This window comes from Pseudomonas sp. J380 (genome assembly GCF_009827115.1).
GTDB lineage: Bacteria > Pseudomonadota > Gammaproteobacteria > Pseudomonadales > Pseudomonadaceae > Aquipseudomonas > Aquipseudomonas paracarnis.
Window position 1 is genome coordinate 3,922,457 of the sequence record NZ_CP043060.1, and the last position, 18,669, is coordinate 3,941,125.

The following is an 18,669-nucleotide window of genomic DNA, read 5'->3' on the forward strand; positions in this document are numbered from 1 at the left end:
TTGTTGCTCCATCAGAAAAAACAAAGAACCAAATCATAATTAAAGCCGACTCAGCGCGCAGCAAAATCCCACGTATAGCTGGGCAATCACCACACACATAAATATCGGGAAAAACATCTAATACATTTGTATACCGGTTCAAACATTCAACCAGCTTATTATCTTTTCCCAGCAAGACACACCTTTCCATCCACTGCGTCTGCCTAGTGCAAGGGCCTCGCCGTGCGCGTGGGCGTGGGCGCGCTCAAGTTACTCTCGCACTCACAACTATAATATTTCAACACTGCTTTTAGAGCACTCGCAACAACTCATAGGCGTCAACCATGTACCCACATTCACTCGCGCAAAAAAAACGACAACTTTTTGATCATCCGTTATTTATAGAAATAACCAGCCTCGGCAAGTTACAACACTTCATGAAACACCATGTATTTGCTGTCTGGGATTTCATGAGCCTGACCAAACGCCTGCAAAAGGACCTCACTTGCATGCAGTTGCCCTGGCTCCCCTCCACTGACCCGCACGCTGCCCGCCTGATTAATGAAATCGTGCTGGCGGAAGAGTCGGACGAGCACCCGACGCGGGGCTATTGCAGCCACTTCGAGCTGTACTTGGACGCAATGACGGAAGTGGGCGCCAGCACGGTCGCAATCACTCGCTTTATCGACCTGCAAAGCCAGGGAGTGGAGGTAAGCGCAGCCTTGCAGATGATCGATGCGCCCCAGGGCGTGGCCCGCTTCGTCGACAGCACCTTACAAATTGCCCTGAGCGCTCCGACCCACTGTGTGGCGGCGGCGTTCCTGCATGGCCGAGAGTGTGTGATTCCGTCAATGTTCGAAAGGCTTTTGCATAGCCATGCTTTCATAGGTCGGCAGGCCCCTACGCTATGTCACTACCTCAGCCGCCATATCGAAATAGACAGCGATGATCACGAGCCTGCGGCGCAACAGTTGCTACAGCGCCTGGTCGACGCAGACCCCAGTCGCCAGCAACAGGCCGATAACGCCGCCCTGGGCGCCGTGCAGAGTCGTATTACCCTCTGGGACGACGTACTGGCCTCGATGCAAGAGGTACGTCCGTGAACGCCGCTCATTACCAATCCTTTGCCGACGACTGGGAGCGTCGCGCAACCATCCGCACACGCCCCCGGCGGATGTTGGAAGACGACGACAAACTCATCTTCCCGCTGTGCCGTCAGCCTCTGGTGCTGAGTGCAACCTTTCTCAAGCACTGCCCGCAATGGCGCGACTTCGTGCTGGTACAAAGCTTCTATAAATTCATCAATGACGTGGTGATTTTCGAAACCGAGATCGTCGACAAGACCGCGCGCAGCATCGCTAAAAATCGCTTCTCCCTGCCCTTCCCGCTCGCCTGCCGCTACGATGCGATGACGGTCGTTGTCGACGAGGATTACCACGCGCTGGTCGCGCTGGATTTCCTGCAGCAAGCCGTGCAGATGACCGGAATCCAACCGCTCGATCTACCCGGGCAAATTGAATTGGGCCGCGCGCTGCCGGCAGCCCAGGCACAGGTACCGGCATACTTGCACGATGCCGTAGAGTTGATCGGCGTCGCCATCGCTGAGAACACCGTCACCCATGACGTCGCAGCGTTTTCCAAAGATGGCAGCGTCAAATCCTCTGTCCGCGGCCTGATGGCCGATCATCTGTTTGATGAAGGGCGGCATGCGCGGTTCTGGACACAGTTGGTGCGCCTCTACTGGCAATCGGCAAGCTCTGAAGATCGCGACCACATTGCTCAAGCCCTGCCCGTGTTCCTGACGCACTACCTGACCAACGACCTACAGAAAGACTTCGATCTGCAACTGATCGAACACTTGGCTATCAGTGCCGATACGCGCCGGGCACTGCGCGACGAAATCCAGGCGCTGGACTTTCCCATCACCCATCAACATCCGCTGCTGGCCAATATCATGGGCCTCCTGCACCACAGCGGCGTACTGCAAACCCCCAGCGTGGCAAGAGCCCTGCGCGACTACCTGCCCGTATCGAGGAGGTTGGCATGAGGCGCTTGCAGATCGAGTGGCGTGGTACCGGTAACGCTCTGGCGGCGCTCAGGCAGGAGCTGGAGCAATATGGGCATGTGGCAGGAACGGGGTCTGTGGATCTGGTTATTGAAGACGGGAGTCAGCCGCTGCCGCCCTCGCCCGCCAGTGCGCCATGGTTAAGCTTGCGCGTGGGTATCGGCCCGCTCTGCGAACACGGGCTGCCCTCATTACAGTTACGCTGCTACGACCGGGAGCGGCGCCTGCTGACGGTGCACGACGTTGCCCGGGAGCCCAGCGGCAATGGGCAGCGGTTGCGTCAGCAGGCAACGAATGCAGTGGTGGAGTGGGCTGCTTTGTTGGTCTGCGGTTTTTCAAGAGACCCCGCTTATTTCTCGGCAACGGCCGCTGCTAACGCCTGGCCTGAACAGGGCCTGCAAGAGCTGGATGCCTTGGCTTTCATGCACCGGTTCAACCACACGGCGGCCCCTGCCTTACTGCACGCGGCCCGAACGCCCATGATCGAACGGCTGCAGGCCAGCCTCAATACCTTCGCGCATCGAACAGTGCTGAACATCGCCGGTCATGCGCTGACTTATCGGCAGCTCCAGCAACAAGCCATGGCTATTCAACAACGCCTGCTTCCCTTGCTGGAGGATGCCGAGGCTCCACAAGTGGTCGGCGTATGCCTGGAGAAATCTGCCGAGTTGTACGCCAGTATTCTCGCGGTGCTTGGCTGTGGCGCCGTGTATTTGCCGCTGGTGCCTGACCACCCGGAGCAACGCCAGCACTGCATGCTGACCAGCCTCAAGGCCTGTGTGCTGCTGGAGAATGGCCAGCACCCATTGCGAGAGCGTTTCGTTTCACTTGATGTGAGCCAGGTGGCCGCGCACAGCGCCGACATGACGCAACCGCTGATGCACCGTCACCCCCGTGCCGACGAGCCGTGCGTGGCACTGTTCACCTCGGGTACGACGGGCCAGCCCAAGGGGGTACTGCTGAGCCAATACAACCTGGCGCATTTCACGGCCTGGCTCGTCAGTTGCGTGGCGTTGGATCAACACAGTCGCGTCCTGCAATTTTCGCCACTGGGCTTCGATTCTTCACTGATCGATATTTTCCCTGCATTGATCGCCGGCGCCGAGTTGATTGTGCCCAGCCCAGACCAGCGTCACGACCCTCAGCAACTGGTAGAACTGATTCGCAAGCAACGCGTCACTCATGGGTTTGTGCCACCGGCACTGCTCAGCATCCTGCCGCTGGATCAGCCGTTGGGCATGACTCATTTACTGACCGGAGGTGATTTCTGCGAGCCCTGCGTGATCGAACAACTGGCCGGTCAATGCCAGTTGCATAACCTCTATGGGCCGACCGAGGCCACTGTGTTGGCGACCCATCGGGTATTCCAACGAGGTGACAGCCATCGCAATATCGGCCTCCCCATCGCTAACAGCCAGGTGCTGATTCTCGACGAGAACCTGCAGCCCGTGGATGAACAGGTAATGGGCGACTTGTACATTGTCGGTCCCGGAGTAAGCCTGGGTTATTCGAATACACTCTCGCGGGCCGACAATCCGTTCGTGACGCTGACACTGCCAAATGGCCAAGTGCTACAGGCTTATCGCAGCGGCGACTTGGCAAAATGGACGCAAGAAGGCATCGAACTGGGCGGCCGCAGGGATGAGCAAGTCAAGATCCGCGGGTTTCGAGTTCATCCTCAGGATATTGAACAGTGCTTGCGCGATAGTCGCTTGTTTCGCCAAGTGGCAGTGGTGATCGATACGGCACACAGAGTCATCGGCTTTGCCGCCCAGCCGGAATCTGGCGCTACGCTGGCAAGCCTGAAGGAACATGCTCGGCAATGGTTGCCCGTGCATATGCAGCCCAGCGCTTGGAGCGAACTGGCATGCATGCCCCGTTCGAATAACGGCAAGATCGATCGCAAGGCCTTGCTGGCCATGCCAATACCCATACCCATCGGGATGGATCGCTGTCGCATACAAGACCCTTTGCAGGCACAACTGGCTGACGTGTGGGGTGAGCTGCTGGGATTACCCGCAGGCGAACTCTCGATTGATGAGAGTTTTTTCAACCTCGGTGGCCACTCCATTCTGTTGTCGACCCTGTTGCTACGCCTGCGCGAGCAGTTTGGCCGCAGCTTCTGCCTGAGCCCCTTTTTTGAGACGCCGACCATCCGCACATTGGCCGCACTCATGGATGGCAGTGCACTGCCGGATACACCATCCAACCAGATGGAACAAGATGCGACGCGAGCACTGGAGGTCGAGATGCTGCCCGAGACCCTTGCGGGAGACTCGCGCAAAGCCATCGTCACCGGCGCGAACAGCTTTGTCGGGGTTCATATTGTCCAGGCACTGCTGACTGGCGGGGCGCAGGACGTGGCGTGCCTGGTGCGCGAGTTGCCCGGCCATTCGGCAGCGACAAGGTTCGCCCAGGCATTGCGTGAATACCGCTTGGAACATCTGGACCTGAGCCGAGTACAGGTATACGCCGCCGATATTCGTAAACCTCGCCTGGGCTTGGCCGACGACGTGTACGAGCACCTCGCCCGTCATTACGGCGTGGTGGTGCATAACGCCGCGCAGGTCAATCATGTGATGGATTACGCCTCACTCGCCAAGGACAACGTCGAGCCGGTGCTGGAATGCCTGCGCCTTTGCGAGACCCATTGCAAGAAGGTCCTCAATTTCATCTCGACGCTGTCAGCCTGCAGCAGCGTGGACGTCGACGGGTCCGTGCTTGAAGCGCCTGCCCGACGCGCACTGCCGCTCTATGTGAAAAATGGCTACAACCTCTCCAAGTGGGTAGCCGAGCGGCTATTAGGACGGGCAGTCGAGCAAGGGGCCTGGGTCAATATTCATCGGCCGGGAAATATCAGCTTCAACAGCCAGAACGGCGTTTGCCAGCCACAGAAAAACCGCTTGATGTTGATGCTCAAGGGGTCTCTGCAATTAGGGATGGTCCCGCGACTGGACGTCAATTTCGATCTGATGCCGGTGGACTTCCTGGCGCGTTTCATCGCCTACCACAGCGTGCGCTTTGACCCTGGGCGAAACGTGTTCAACCTGCACAACCCACTGCCCTTGAGTTGGGACCAGTATCTCGACGCCTTCAGCGAGGCTGGGCACGCTTTTGACCGAGTAAGCATTGAACACTGGCAACGGGCGCTGCGCAAAGTGAGCCGCAATAACGCGTTGTTCGGAGTGCTGGGCTTTTACCTGGACGGACTGGGCGAGGACATCGGTGACACATCGATGATCCGTTACGACAATGCCCGGTGGGGCGTGGAAAAAATGGGCATGTGCTATCCACCCAAGAGCCAGGCGCTGTTACGCAAAGGCTGCGACTATCTGAGCGCTATCAGTTTCCTCTGAATAGCACCCTGGACGTGAGACCAAGCGATCGGAGCGAGAGGCCTCGCTCCGATGCGGTCAGGATCAGATCTTGAAGCTATCGACCAATTGCTTCAGTCGGCTGGCCTGCTGGGACAGCGCATCGCAGTCCTTGAGCGTCTCGTTGAGGTTGGCCACACCCTGCTGGTTCAGCAAGTTGATCTGGTTGATATCGACGTTGAGGGTTTCAACCACGGCGGTCTGCTCTTCAGTGGCGGCCGCGACGGATTGGTTCATGCCATCGATCTCAACGATACGTTGCGTCACGCTGACCAGACGCTCACCTGCCTGGTTGGCGACTTCGACGCTTTCTTCGCTGGAAGCCTGGCTGGCGTTCATGGTGGTCACGGCTTCGCGCGAACCCACTTGCAGCGAAGTGATCATCTTGTGGATTTCTTCTGCCGACTCCTGGGTACGGTGCGCCAAATTGCGCACTTCATCCGCCACGACGGCAAAACCACGCCCTGCTTCGCCAGCACGGGCCGCTTCGATCGCCGCGTTTAGGGCGAGCAAGTTGGTTTGCTGGGAAATGCCTTTGATCACATCCAGGATGTGTCCGATGTTATCGGTACTGGCATTAAGGGTTTCGATCTGAGTGCAGGACAGGCTGATCTTTTGCGAAAGCTCCGACATCGCCTGAATGGTTTGCTCCACCACTTTACGACCATCGTCAGCTTGTTCGCTGGCACCACTGGCATGCTGGGACGCGTCAGCAGCGTTGCGCGCGATTTCCTGGGTGGCGGCCCCTAGCTCGTTGATGGCTGCGGCCACGCTGTTGGTACGCGCGCTCTGTTCGTCAGAACCGATGATCGACGCATTGGATGAAGCCATCACACGCTGGGACAAATCGTGCACCTGGCGCGTTGCCGAAGACACTTCGGAAATCGACGCGTGAATTCGCTCGACGAACTGGTTGAATGCGCTGCCGACTTCGCCGAACTCGTCTTTGCTGGTCACGTCGAGACGTCGGGTCAAATCACCTTCGCCTTGGGCAATGTCCTGCATGGCCACGCCCATGGTGGTCAACGGGCGCAACAGTACTTGAATCAACAGGCTCAGGAGCACCGCAATAGCCACAACGGCAATCAACATCGCAATCAAGGCCGAAGTACGGAATTTGCCCAGCGGGGCATAGGCTTTTTCTTTGTCGATCGAAAGGCCGATGTACCAGTCAGCGCCAGGCAAGCCGCTGATAGGCGTGAAGGAAAGGATGCGATCCTGACCGTTGAGGACAACGTCCTGATTGAGCTTCTCAATGCGCACGTTGGTGCCGGGATAGATGTCCTTGAGATTCTTCATCACTTGGTCCTGGTCCGGACTGACGATGACCTGGCCATCACCGCTGACCAGGAACGCATGGCCGATACCACCGAAGTCTACCGAGTTGATGATCTTCACCAGTGTCTGCAGGCTCAGGTCACCACCGACAACACCCAACAACTCGCCATTCTTTTTCACCGGCATGGCAATTGTCACGATCTGACCGCCCACAGCCGCCATATAAGGCGGAGTAAGCATGGTTTTGTCCGCCACTACTGCTTGCTTGTACCAAGGGCGCTGACGGGGGTCGTAGTCGTCAGGCATCTTCGCGTCAGGGCGCTGTGTGAATACCCCATTGGTTTGACCTACATAGGTGAACTGGAAATTGGTGGTGAATGCTGGCTGATCGACCAAACCTGGGAGGTCGGCGGCGCTGCCCTGGTGGGCAACGTTCTGCGCCAGGTTCTCGAGGACCAGGATGCGACCACTGAGCCAGTTCTGCACACTGCTGGCGGTGAGCTCGCCGGATTGCTGGATGGACGACGTAAGGTTTTGCCTGATGGTGCTGCGCTGCAGGTAGTCGTTGTAGAGGGTAAATAACGCGAAGGCTAAAACCACGACGCCTGACGCGGCCAACAGAATTTTATGACTGAACTTGAGATTCATTTCATCGACTTCTTTTGCCAAAGGGGGGTGAGCGTGCCGAGTGGAACATTCCATGTATCGGGATAGGCGGACTCTGCGGTCGCTCTATTTCGGTGCACGCATGGCTCGTCAGGCTTTCGGCCAAACTTCGACAAATCTTAGGAATTTGTGAGAAGCATCTTCTTTTAACGTAGGAAACCGACAGGCGGTAGCCGTAAGGCAGATTTGCTGCGGTGGGCCGCCCTAAACGACAAAACCCCTGTCTGCGTTAGCAGACAGGGGTTTCGGAATTCAATCTTGACGATGACCTACTCTCACATGGGGAAACCCCACACTACCATCGGCGATGCATCGTTTCACTGCTGAGTTCGGGATGGGATCAGGTGGTTCCAATGCTCTATGGTCGTCAAGAAATTCTGTGTACCAGACCGTTGCGTTGGCAACGTGCCGGTGAAATTCATGAGCTTCTACATAAACAAAACCCCAACTGCTTTCGCAATTGGGGTTTCGGAATTTAATCTTGACGATGACCTACTCTCACATGGGGAAACCCCACACTACCATCGGCGATGCATCGTTTCACTGCTGAGTTCGGGATGGGATCAGGTGGTTCCAATGCTCTATGGTCGTCAAGAAATTCGGGTACTGAGTCGCGGCCAGCTGGCCTCGCTTCAGCAAATTGGGTATGTGATAGATCGTGGTGTTTTGTGAGCGTCGAACTTTCGGTTCATTGCGTCTTCACACACCGCAATCTGGCCTTTCGACTCAAATTGCTTGGGTGTTATATGGTCAAGCCTCACGGGCAATTAGTATTGGTTAGCTCAACGCCTCACAGCGCTTACACACCCAACCTATCAACGTCGTAGTCTTCGACGGCCCTTCAGGGAACTCAAGGTTCCAGTGAGATCTCATCTTGAGGCTAGTTTCCCGCTTAGATGCTTTCAGCGGTTATCTATTCCGAACATAGCTACCCGGCAATGCCACTGGCGTGACAACCGGAACACCAGAGGTTCGTCCACTCCGGTCCTCTCGTACTAGGAGCAGCCCCTCTCAAATCTCAAACGTCCACGGCAGATAGGGACCGAACTGTCTCACGACGTTCTAAACCCAGCTCGCGTACCACTTTAAATGGCGAACAGCCATACCCTTGGGACCGGCTTCAGCCCCAGGATGTGATGAGCCGACATCGAGGTGCCAAACACCGCCGTCGATATGAACTCTTGGGCGGTATCAGCCTGTTATCCCCGGAGTACCTTTTATCCGTTGAGCGATGGCCCTTCCATACAGAACCACCGGATCACTAAGACCTACTTTCGTACCTGCTCGACGTGTCTGTCTCGCAGTCAAGCGCGCTTTTGCCTTTATACTCTACGACCGATTTCCGACCGGTCTGAGCGCACCTTCGTACTCCTCCGTTACTCTTTAGGAGGAGACCGCCCCAGTCAAACTACCCACCATACACTGTCCTCGATCCGGATAACGGACCTGAGTTAGAACCTCAAAGTTGCCAGGGTGGTATTTCAAGGATGGCTCCACGCAGACTGGCGTCCACGCTTCAAAGCCTCCCACCTATCCTACACAAGCAAATTCAAAGTCCAGTGCAAAGCTATAGTAAAGGTTCACGGGGTCTTTCCGTCTAGCCGCGGATACACTGCATCTTCACAGCGATTTCAATTTCACTGAGTCTCGGGTGGAGACAGCGCCGCCATCGTTACGCCATTCGTGCAGGTCGGAACTTACCCGACAAGGAATTTCGCTACCTTAGGACCGTTATAGTTACGGCCGCCGTTTACCGGGGCTTCGATCAAGAGCTTCGCGTTAGCTAACCCCATCAATTAACCTTCCGGCACCGGGCAGGCGTCACACCCTATACGTCCACTTTCGTGTTTGCAGAGTGCTGTGTTTTTAATAAACAGTCGCAGCGGCCTGGTATCTTCGACCGGCATGAGCTTACGGAGCAAGTCCTTCACCCTCACCGGCGCACCTTCTCCCGAAGTTACGGTGCCATTTTGCCTAGTTCCTTCACCCGAGTTCTCTCAAGCGCCTTGGTATTCTCTACCCAACCACCTGTGTCGGTTTGGGGTACGGTTCCTGGTTACCTGAAGCTTAGAAGCTTTTCTTGGAAGCATGGCATCAACCACTTCGTTACCTGAAAGGTAACTCGTCATCAGCTCTCGGCCTTGAAATCCCGGATTTACCTAAGATTCCAGCCTACCACCTTAAACTTGGACAACCAACGCCAAGCTGGCCTAGCCTTCTCCGTCCCTCCATCGCAATAACCAGAAGTACAGGAATATTAACCTGTTTTCCATCGACTACGCTTTTCAGCCTCGCCTTAGGGACCGACTAACCCTGCGTCGATTAACGTTGCGCAGGAAACCTTGGTCTTTCGGCGTGGGTGTTTTTCACACCCATTATCGTTACTCATGTCAGCATTCGCACTTCTGATACCTCCAGCAAGCTTCTCAACTCACCTTCACAGGCTTACAGAACGCTCCTCTACCGCATCACTTACGTGATACCCGTAGCTTCGGTGTATGGTTTGAGCCCCGTTACATCTTCCGCGCAGGCCGACTCGACTAGTGAGCTATTACGCTTTCTTTAAAGGGTGGCTGCTTCTAAGCCAACCTCCTAGCTGTCTAAGCCTTCCCACATCGTTTCCCACTTAACCATAACTTTGGGACCTTAGCTGACGGTCTGGGTTGTTTCCCTTTTCACGACGGACGTTAGCACCCGCCGTGTGTCTCCCATGCTCGGCACTTGTAGGTATTCGGAGTTTGCATCGGTTTGGTAAGTCGGGATGACCCCCTAGCCGAAACAGTGCTCTACCCCCTACAGTGATACATGAGGCGCTACCTAAATAGCTTTCGAGGAGAACCAGCTATCTCCGAGCTTGATTAGCCTTTCACTCCGATCCACAGGTCATCCGCTAACTTTTCAACGGTAGTCGGTTCGGTCCTCCAGTTAGTGTTACCCAACCTTCAACCTGCCCATGGATAGATCGCCCGGTTTCGGGTCTATTCCCAGCGACTAGACGCCCTATTAAGACTCGCTTTCGCTACGCCTCCCCTATTCGGTTAAGCTCGCCACTGAAAATAAGTCGCTGACCCATTATACAAAAGGTACGCAGTCACCCAACAAAGTGGGCTCCCACTGCTTGTACGCATACGGTTTCAGGATCTATTTCACTCCCCTCTCCGGGGTTCTTTTCGCCTTTCCCTCACGGTACTAGTTCACTATCGGTCAGTCAGTAGTATTTAGCCTTGGAGGATGGTCCCCCCATATTCAGACAAAGTTTCTCGTGCTCCGTCCTACTCGATTTCATGACTAAGAGATTTTCGCGTACAGGGCTATCACCCACTATGGCCGCACTTTCCAGAGCGTTCCGCTAATCTCAAAGCCACTTAAGGGCTAGTCCCCGTTCGCTCGCCACTACTAAGGGAATCTCGGTTGATTTCTTTTCCTCAGGGTACTTAGATGTTTCAGTTCCCCTGGTTCGCCTCTTGCACCTATGTATTCAGTACAAGATAACCATCTTATGATGGCTGGGTTCCCCCATTCAGACATCTCCGGATCAAAGTCTGTTTGCCGACTCCCCGAAGCTTTTCGCAGGCTACCACGTCTTTCATCGCCTCTGACTGCCAAGGCATCCACCGTATGCGCTTCTTCACTTGACCATATAACCCCAAGCAATCTGGTTATACTGTGAAGACGACATTCGCCGAAAATTCGAATTTCTCAATTAAGAGAACTCACAAATTTTACCTTAGCCTGATCCGTTACCAGTGAAAGTAACGTTCAGTCTATCTTTCTATCACATACCCAAATTTTTAAAGAACGAACTAGTCAAAGACTAGAAATCAACATTCACCATCACAACGATGGAATGCTCATTTCTAAGCTTTATACAAACAGAAGCAGTAGTGGTGGAGCCAAACGGGATCGAACCGTTGACCTCCTGCGTGCAAGGCAGGCGCTCTCCCAGCTGAGCTATGGCCCCGTATTTCTACAGGCGTTTCCCACACAAAATTGGTGGGTCTGGGCAGATTCGAACTGCCGACCTCACCCTTATCAGGGGTGCGCTCTAACCAACTGAGCTACAGACCCAATTTCGGGCTGCTTCTTTCGTCTTCTTCAATGAATCAAGCAATTCGTGTGGGAACTTATGGAGCAGCTGATGTCGTCGATTAAGGAGGTGATCCAGCCGCAGGTTCCCCTACGGCTACCTTGTTACGACTTCACCCCAGTCATGAATCACACCGTGGTAACCGTCCTCCCGAAGGTTAGACTAGCTACTTCTGGTGCAACCCACTCCCATGGTGTGACGGGCGGTGTGTACAAGGCCCGGGAACGTATTCACCGCGACATTCTGATTCGCGATTACTAGCGATTCCGACTTCACGCAGTCGAGTTGCAGACTGCGATCCGGACTACGATCGGTTTTATGGGATTAGCTCCACCTCGCGGCTTGGCAACCCTCTGTACCGACCATTGTAGCACGTGTGTAGCCCAGGCCGTAAGGGCCATGATGACTTGACGTCATCCCCACCTTCCTCCGGTTTGTCACCGGCAGTCTCCTTAGAGTGCCCACCATTACGTGCTGGTAACTAAGGACAAGGGTTGCGCTCGTTACGGGACTTAACCCAACATCTCACGACACGAGCTGACGACAGCCATGCAGCACCTGTCTCAATGTTCCCGAAGGCACCAATCCATCTCTGGAAAGTTCATTGGATGTCAAGGCCTGGTAAGGTTCTTCGCGTTGCTTCGAATTAAACCACATGCTCCACCGCTTGTGCGGGCCCCCGTCAATTCATTTGAGTTTTAACCTTGCGGCCGTACTCCCCAGGCGGTCAACTTAATGCGTTAGCTGCGCCACTAAAAGCTCAAGGCTTCCAACGGCTAGTTGACATCGTTTACGGCGTGGACTACCAGGGTATCTAATCCTGTTTGCTCCCCACGCTTTCGCACCTCAGTGTCAGTATTAGTCCAGGTGGTCGCCTTCGCCACTGGTGTTCCTTCCTATATCTACGCATTTCACCGCTACACAGGAAATTCCACCACCCTCTACCATACTCTAGTCAGTCAGTTTTGAATGCAGTTCCCAGGTTGAGCCCGGGGATTTCACATCCAACTTAACAAACCACCTACGCGCGCTTTACGCCCAGTAATTCCGATTAACGCTTGCACCCTCTGTATTACCGCGGCTGCTGGCACAGAGTTAGCCGGTGCTTATTCTGTCGGTAACGTCAAAATTGCAGAGTATTAATCTACAACCCTTCCTCCCAACTTAAAGTGCTTTACAATCCGAAGACCTTCTTCACACACGCGGCATGGCTGGATCAGGCTTTCGCCCATTGTCCAATATTCCCCACTGCTGCCTCCCGTAGGAGTCTGGACCGTGTCTCAGTTCCAGTGTGACTGATCATCCTCTCAGACCAGTTACGGATCGTCGCCTTGGTGAGCCATTACCCCACCAACTAGCTAATCCGACCTAGGCTCATCTGATAGCGCAAGGCCCGAAGGTCCCCTGCTTTCTCCCGTAGGACGTATGCGGTATTAGCGTCCGTTTCCGAACGTTATCCCCCACTACCAGGCAGATTCCTAGGCATTACTCACCCGTCCGCCGCTCTCAAGAGAAGCAAGCTTCTCTCTACCGCTCGACTTGCATGTGTTAGGCCTGCCGCCAGCGTTCAATCTGAGCCATGATCAAACTCTTCAGTTCAAACATCTTTGGGTTTTTAAGAAACCCTAAACTTGGCTCAGCAATCGTTGGTTACATCTTTGATTTCTCGCGGAGTAACTTGTGATGCTGATAATCTTGTTGACTATCAGTCTGACTCCACAAGCACCCACACGAATTGCTTGATTCAGTTGTTAAAGAGCGGTTGGTTAAGATCTTTCGTCTCAACCGAGGCGCGCATTCTACAGCAGCCTCATTTGCTGTCAAGTGGTTATTTTCAGAAGTTTTCGAAGATTTCTTCAACAACTTCAACCACTTGCGCTTGCGATCTCTCGTAAGCGGGAGGCGAATTCTACAGCGTTACACGCTGCTGTCAACACCTCTTTTTCAACTTCCTTTTGGCTTCGATGAACTGAAGCAACTTGCTGCCGAAAACTGCGTAACTCATTGTTTACCAAGGAGTTTTCCGTTTCGACTGCGCCGGAAGTGGGGCGAATTATAGACAGATATAATTCGCCGTCAACTCTTAATTCTGCTTTTCTATCAATAAGTTAGCTTCGGCTAAAAAACAACCAGCTCTCCACTGGACTTCTATCTATATAGAAGGAAAAGCTTAAATAACACCTGCTTCCTTCAATGCAGCCACATGAGCAGCTCCCAGCCCCAGAACGCCTTGCAGCACCTGAAGCGTGTGCTCGCCCAGTAGAGGAGGCGCACTCCGGTACTCTACAGGCGTCTTGGATAAGCGTATCGGGCTCGCAACCTGAGGCACCATCCCCGCCAATGCATGAGGCAACTCCACCGCCAAGCCACGCGCCTTGACCTGAGGATCGGAAAACACCTGCGCCAGATCATTAATCGGCCCACACGGCACGCCCACTCGCTCCAGCTGCGACACCCACTCAGCGGTAGTCTTGAAGACCGTCGCCTGGCGAATCAAGGGAATCAGCTCCGCGCGATTAGCCACCCGTGCGCGATTGGTGGCGAAACGCACGTCATCCGCCCATTGTGGTTGCCCAGCGACTTCAGCGAATTTACGGAACTGCCCGTCATTGCCTACGGTGAGAATGAAATCTCCATCGGCAGTGGGGAAATCCTGATAGGGCACAATATTAGGGTGAGCGTTGCCCAGGCGCTTGGGCGGCGTCCCGGTGGTCAGGTAATTCATCGCCTGATTCGCCAGGCAAGCCACCTGCACATCCAGCAACGCCATGTCGATATGCTGCCCACCACCATCGTGATCGCGATGAGCTAGCGCAGCCAAAATCGCCACGGTCGAATAGAGCCCGGTCAAGATATCGGTCAAGGCTACGCCAACCTTTACCGGCCCGGCGCCTTCATCCCCTTCAGACCGCCCCGTCAGGCTCATGAGCCCACCCAAACCCTGGATCATGAAGTCGTAACCGGCGCGCATCGCATAGGGGCCCGTCTGGCCAAACCCCGTGATGGAGCAGTAAATCAGCTCCGGGTTAACCTCTTTGAGGGACTCGTAGTCCAGCCCATACGCCGCAAGGCCACCCACCTTGAAGTTTTCGATCAGGATGTCCGACTTGGCAGCCAGGTCGCGTACCAGTTTCTGGCCTTCAGGTCGCGTAAAGTCGATGGTCACCGACTCTTTATTACGGTTGGCCGACAGGTAGTACGCCGCCTCACTGGTGTTCTCGCCATCCGCATCCTTAAGGAAGGGAGGGCCCCAAGCGCGCGTGTCATCGCCGCTGCCCGGCCTTTCGACTTTGATCACCTCGGCCCCAAGGTCTGCAAGAATCTGCCCGGACCAAGGGCCCGCGAGTACTCTCGACAAATCCAGCACTCGCAGATGCGAAAGCGCGCCCATGCCCATGCTCCTATTAATAGAACGCTTGAAGACCGGTTTGCGCGCGCCCCAGGATCAAGGCATGCACGTCATGGGTCCCTTCATAGGTGTTGACCACTTCCAGGTTGACCAGGTGGCGTGCCACCCCGAACTCGTCAGAGATGCCGTTACCGCCCAGCATGTCCCGGGCCATGCGTGCGATGTCCAATGACTTGCCACACGAGTTACGCTTCATGATCGAAGTGATCTCCACCGCCGCCGTACCCTCATCCTTCATCCGCCCCAGGCGCAGGCAACCTTGCAGGGCCAAGGTAATCTCGGTCTGCATGTCTGCCAGCTTCTTCTGGATCAGCTGAGTGGCAGCCAATGGGCGACCAAACTGCTGGCGATCGAGTGTGTACTGGCGCGCGGTATGCCAGCAGAACTCAGCAGCCCCCAGCGCACCCCAGGAGATCCCGTACCGTGCCGAGTTAAGGCAGGTAAACGGCCCTTTCAAACCACGTACATCCGGGAAGATATTTTCTTCCGGCACAAATACGTTATCCATGACGATCTCACCGGTAATGGAAGCCCGCAACCCCACCTTGCCGTGGATAGCCGGAGCGCTCAGACCTTTCCAGCCTTTTTCCAGGACAAAGCCACGGATATCTCCCGCATCGTCTTTACCCCACACCACAAACACATCCGCAATCGGACTGTTGGTGATCCACATCTTCGCGCCGGTCAGGCTGTAGCCGCCATCCACTTTGCGTGCACGGGTAATCATCGCGCCCGGATCGGAACCATGGTTGGGCTCGGTCAGCCCAAAGCAACCGATCCATTCACCAGAGGCCAGTTTGGGCAAATACTTCTGTTTTTGCGCCTCGGTACCAAACTCATTGATCGGCACCATGACCAGGGAAGACTGCACACTCATCATCGAGCGATAGCCGGAGTCGACACGCTCCACCTCACGAGCAATCAAACCGTAGCTGACGTAGTTCAACCCGCTGCCGCCGTATTGCTCGGGGATCATTGCCCCCAGCAAACCGGTTTCGCCCATCTCACGGAAAATAGCGGGGTCTGTCTTTTCATGGCGGAAGGCTTCGAGCACACGAGGAGCCAGCTTGTCCTGCGCAAATTGCTCGGCGCTGTCACGCACCATGCGCTCTTCTTCGGTGAGCTGTTGATCCAGCAGCAGTGGATCGATCCAGTTGAAGCTTGCCTTGCCAGCCATGAATAAGTCCTCGCGAAAAAATCAGAAGTCGTGGATCCAGACTAGGCGCGGTCTGCGCAGAGGGCAAACGAGGTTTTTGCATAGGCTTGTGCTAATTTCTCACTTCGTAACACTCAAAAAGCCCATAAATGCGCTTTATCTGTGAGGGCAATGTACATGCGCCGGAAAATCCCCAGTACCACCGCACTCATCAGCTTTGAGGCAGCAGCCCGCCATGAGAGCTTCACCAAGGCAGCAATGGAGCTTTCCATCACCCAAGGCGCGATTTGCCGACAGATCGCCAGCCTGGAGGAGTTTTTGAGTGTCGAGCTGTTTCGCCGCTCACGCCGCGGCGTGAAGCTGACGGAGGCGGGGCTGTCTTATAGCCGTAGGGTTGCAACACAGCTGGACGCCGTGGAGCGCGACACCTTGTCGGTAATGGGCCAGCAAGGCGCCAATGTGATCGAACTGGCGGTGGTGCCCACCTTCGGCACGCAGTGGCTGATCCCACGCCTGAAGGACTTTCAACATCAGCACCCGGAAGTCACGGTGAACCTGACGAACCGCACACGCCCCTTCCTGTTCGCCGATACCGAGTTCGATGCGGCGATCTACTTCGGAGATGCCGATTGGTCGGGTACGCAATCCCACAGGCTGATGGGCGAAAACCCAGTACCGGTCTGCAGCCCGCGCTTACTCGGCGACCGCACGCACTTCACCCCTCAACAGATCGCCGAGCTGCCACTGCTGCAGCAGACCACACGCCCCTACGCCTGGCGCCAATGGTTCAACGCCCAACAACTGAGCATCCCTCGCGACATGACAGGCCCTCGATACGAGCTATTCTCGATGCTGTCTCAAGCGGCCATACATGACATGGGCATCGCACTGATCCCTCCTTTCCTCATCCAGCAGGAGCTGAAGGAGCAACAATTGGTAATCGCCAGCACTGAAGCACTGACCAGCGAAAAGGCTTATTACCTGATGATTCCTGACAGAAAGGTCGAATCGGCCTCTCTGCATGCATTCAGGGACTGGCTGGTCGACCAGTCAAGACGCTACAACCCAAGTAAATGAAGGACAAAGCGCAATTACTGACTTTGTAGTCAAATAAATTAAGAGCCTACAGATGTACGTATATGTCGCATTTAAACAGACTGTACTTGTCAGCCAAAAATAAGGCTAAAAGCCATGTATTTCATGGCTCGTAGCGACTCTTACCGGTCAATGCACGACTATTCACACTGGCAATGGAAAAACGCACCGAAAACGCCTGAACGCCTTTAAAGACCTGTATTTAAAGAGGTTATTTCAGCCTGTTGCGACAATCAGTCACAGGGTGACTTGTAGTTAATTTTTCGTCACCCGTCATAATCCCTTGATGGCCGTAAAGTTCGCCTGCAAAATGCCGCGCCCCGCTGTCATTTCAGCGGGATCGTGCTGATCGGCCGCCCCAGTTGCGCCACTCGCGGTGCACTGGCCTTTTTACAAAAAGATCAAAAGCAAAAAGATCATGCAGGAGATTTGACGTGCACATTGGTGTTCCTCTCGAAACCCAGACCGGTGAAACGCGGGTGGCTGCCACCCCGGAAACCATCAAGAAGCTGATCGGCCAGGGCCATAAGGTCACTGTACAAAGCGGCGCAGGCATCAATGCCAGCATCGTCGACAGTGCCTATGAAACGGCAGGCGCTACCATTGGCAGCGCCAACGACGCATTTGGCGCCGAGCTGATTCTCAAAGTGGTTGCCCCCAGCGACAGCGAACTTGCGCTGATCAAAAGTGGCACCGTATTGGTGGGCATGCTCAATCCGTTCAGCAACGAAACCATCGCCAAGCTCGCCGAGCGCGGCATCACCGCCTTCGCCCTGGAAGCCGCGCCGCGCACGTCACGCGCTCAAAGCCTTGATGTGCTGTCTTCGCAAGCCAACATCGCCGGTTACAAGGCCGTGTTGCTGGCCGCTCATCACTACCCGCGCTTCATGCCGATGCTGATGACTGCTGCCGGCACTGTAAAAGCCGCACGCGTACTGATCCTTGGCGCCGGTGTGGCGGGCCTGCAAGCCATCGCCACGGCCAAGCGCCTGGGCGCGGTGATCGAAGCGTCCGACGTACGCCCGGCGGTTAAGGAGCAGATCGAATCCCTGGGCGCCAAGTTTGTCGACGTTCCCTACGAAACCGATGAAGAGCGTGAATGCGCCGTCGGTGTCGGGGGCTACGCACGCCCGATGCCCACCAGTTGGATGCAGCGCCAGGCCCTGGCCGTGCACGAACGCGCCAAACAGGCCGATATCGTCATCACCACCGCCCTCATCCCGGGCCGCAAGGCGCCGACCCTGCTCAGCGCCGATACCGTGGCGCAGATGAAACCCGGCTCGGTGGTCATCGACCTCGCTGCAGCCCAAGGTGGCAACTGCCCGCTGACGGTGGCCGACCAGGTCGTGGTGGAAAACGGCGTGATCATCTGCGGCCCGACCAACCTGGCGGGCGCTGTCGCCGCCGATGCGTCGGCCTTGTATGCGCGCAACCTGCTGGACTTCCTGAAGCTGGTCTTCACCAAGGAAGGGCAGTTTGAAATCAACCTCGAAGACGACATCGTCGCCGCGTGCCTGATGTGCCGCGACGGCCAAGTCATCCGCAAAAACGCCTAAGCAG

8 protein-coding genes, 2 tRNA genes and 4 rRNA genes are annotated in these 18,669 nt (G+C 55.5%); 5 read left to right on the forward strand and 9 right to left on the reverse strand.

The genetic code is table 11. From position 1 onward, the window contains the following. Positions 1–323: 323 nt before the first annotated feature. Genes FXO12_RS17650 through FXO12_RS17660 form a run of 3 tightly spaced genes read left to right on the forward strand, consistent with a single transcriptional unit; the run spans position 324 to position 5,400 of the window. Complete coding sequence (locus FXO12_RS17650) at positions 324–1,082, forward strand: DUF3050 domain-containing protein (protein ID WP_057977789.1); 759 nt, start codon at positions 324–326, stop codon at positions 1,080–1,082. After that, positions 1,079–2,026 carry a diiron oxygenase gene (locus FXO12_RS17655; RefSeq protein WP_057977787.1) on the forward strand — a complete coding sequence of 316 codons (948 nt, stop codon included), beginning with the start codon at positions 1,079–1,081 and terminating at the stop codon, positions 2,024–2,026. Before FXO12_RS17650 ends, FXO12_RS17655 begins: the two co-directional genes overlap by 4 nt. Then, complete coding sequence (locus FXO12_RS17660; RefSeq protein ID WP_060772794.1) at positions 2,023–5,400, forward strand: amino acid adenylation domain-containing protein; 3,378 nt, start codon at positions 2,023–2,025, stop codon at positions 5,398–5,400. The genes FXO12_RS17655 and FXO12_RS17660 overlap by 4 nt, the downstream gene beginning before the upstream one ends. A 63-nt stretch (positions 5,401–5,463) precedes the next feature. On the opposite strand, the gene FXO12_RS17665 is transcribed toward FXO12_RS17660, so the two are convergent. The 9 genes from FXO12_RS17665 to FXO12_RS17705 form a co-directional block, all read right to left on the reverse strand. Continuing rightward, positions 5,464–7,344 (reverse strand): methyl-accepting chemotaxis protein, encoded by a 1,881-nt coding sequence (locus tag FXO12_RS17665; RefSeq protein WP_034125396.1) that lies wholly within the window; start codon positions 7,342–7,344, stop codon positions 5,464–5,466. 274 nt (positions 7,345–7,618) lie between these two features. Continuing rightward, positions 7,619–7,734 (reverse strand): 5S ribosomal RNA (rrf, locus tag FXO12_RS17670). A gap of 107 nt (positions 7,735–7,841) precedes the next feature. Further along, a 5S ribosomal RNA gene (gene rrf, locus FXO12_RS17675) occupies positions 7,842–7,957 on the reverse strand. A 151-nt stretch (positions 7,958–8,108) separates the two neighbouring features. After that, positions 8,109–11,000 (reverse strand): 23S ribosomal RNA (locus FXO12_RS17680). Between the two features lie 247 nt (positions 11,001–11,247). Then, positions 11,248–11,323: transfer RNA gene (locus tag FXO12_RS17685), tRNA-Ala, on the reverse strand. Between the two features lie 30 nt (positions 11,324–11,353). After that, a tRNA-Ile gene (locus tag FXO12_RS17690) sits at positions 11,354–11,430 on the reverse strand. 81 nt (positions 11,431–11,511) lie between these two features. Then, positions 11,512–13,048: ribosomal RNA gene (locus tag FXO12_RS17695) — 16S ribosomal RNA — on the reverse strand. Together the 16S, 23S and 5S rRNA genes with 2 tRNA genes alongside form the textbook arrangement of a ribosomal RNA operon. A 571-nt stretch (positions 13,049–13,619) precedes the next feature. Continuing rightward, entirely contained in the window at positions 13,620–14,840 is a 1,221-nt protein-coding gene (locus tag FXO12_RS17700) for a CaiB/BaiF CoA-transferase family protein (protein ID WP_057975166.1), read from the reverse strand. Positions 14,841–14,853: 13 nt separating this feature from the next. Then, on the reverse strand, positions 14,854–16,035 hold the full coding sequence (locus FXO12_RS17705) for an acyl-CoA dehydrogenase (protein WP_003187423.1): 1,182 nt from the start codon (positions 16,033–16,035) through the stop codon (positions 14,854–14,856). Positions 16,036–16,191: 156 nt separating this feature from the next. Here FXO12_RS17705 and FXO12_RS17710 point away from each other — a divergent pair, with 156 nt between their 5' ends. Beyond that, positions 16,192–17,091: a LysR family transcriptional regulator gene (locus FXO12_RS17710; RefSeq protein WP_034129262.1), complete on the forward strand. Its 900-nt coding sequence runs from the start codon at positions 16,192–16,194 to the stop codon at positions 17,089–17,091. A gap of 452 nt (positions 17,092–17,543) precedes the next feature. Continuing rightward, on the forward strand, positions 17,544–18,665 hold the full coding sequence (locus tag FXO12_RS17715; protein ID WP_034129252.1) for a Re/Si-specific NAD(P)(+) transhydrogenase subunit alpha: 1,122 nt from the start codon (positions 17,544–17,546) through the stop codon (positions 18,663–18,665). The last annotated feature ends 4 nt before the right edge of the window (positions 18,666–18,669 follow it).

Excerpts from the sequence above, each read along its gene's own strand:
- FXO12_RS17665 (WP_034125396.1), bottom strand. The coding sequence starts at position 7,344 with ATGAATCTCAAGTTCAGTCATAAAATTCTGTTGGCCGCGTCAGGCGTC.
- FXO12_RS17660 (WP_060772794.1), top strand. The coding sequence starts at position 2,023 with ATGAGGCGCTTGCAGATCGAGTGGCGTGGTACCGGTAACGCTCTGGCG.
- FXO12_RS17705 (WP_003187423.1), bottom strand. The coding sequence starts at position 16,035 with ATGGCTGGCAAGGCAAGCTTCAACTGGATCGATCCACTGCTGCTGGAT.
- FXO12_RS17650 (WP_057977789.1), top strand. The coding sequence starts at position 324 with ATGTACCCACATTCACTCGCGCAAAAAAAACGACAACTTTTTGATCAT.
- FXO12_RS17700 (WP_057975166.1), bottom strand. The coding sequence starts at position 14,840 with ATGGGCGCGCTTTCGCATCTGCGAGTGCTGGATTTGTCGAGAGTACTC.
- FXO12_RS17710 (WP_034129262.1), top strand. The coding sequence starts at position 16,192 with ATGCGCCGGAAAATCCCCAGTACCACCGCACTCATCAGCTTTGAGGCA.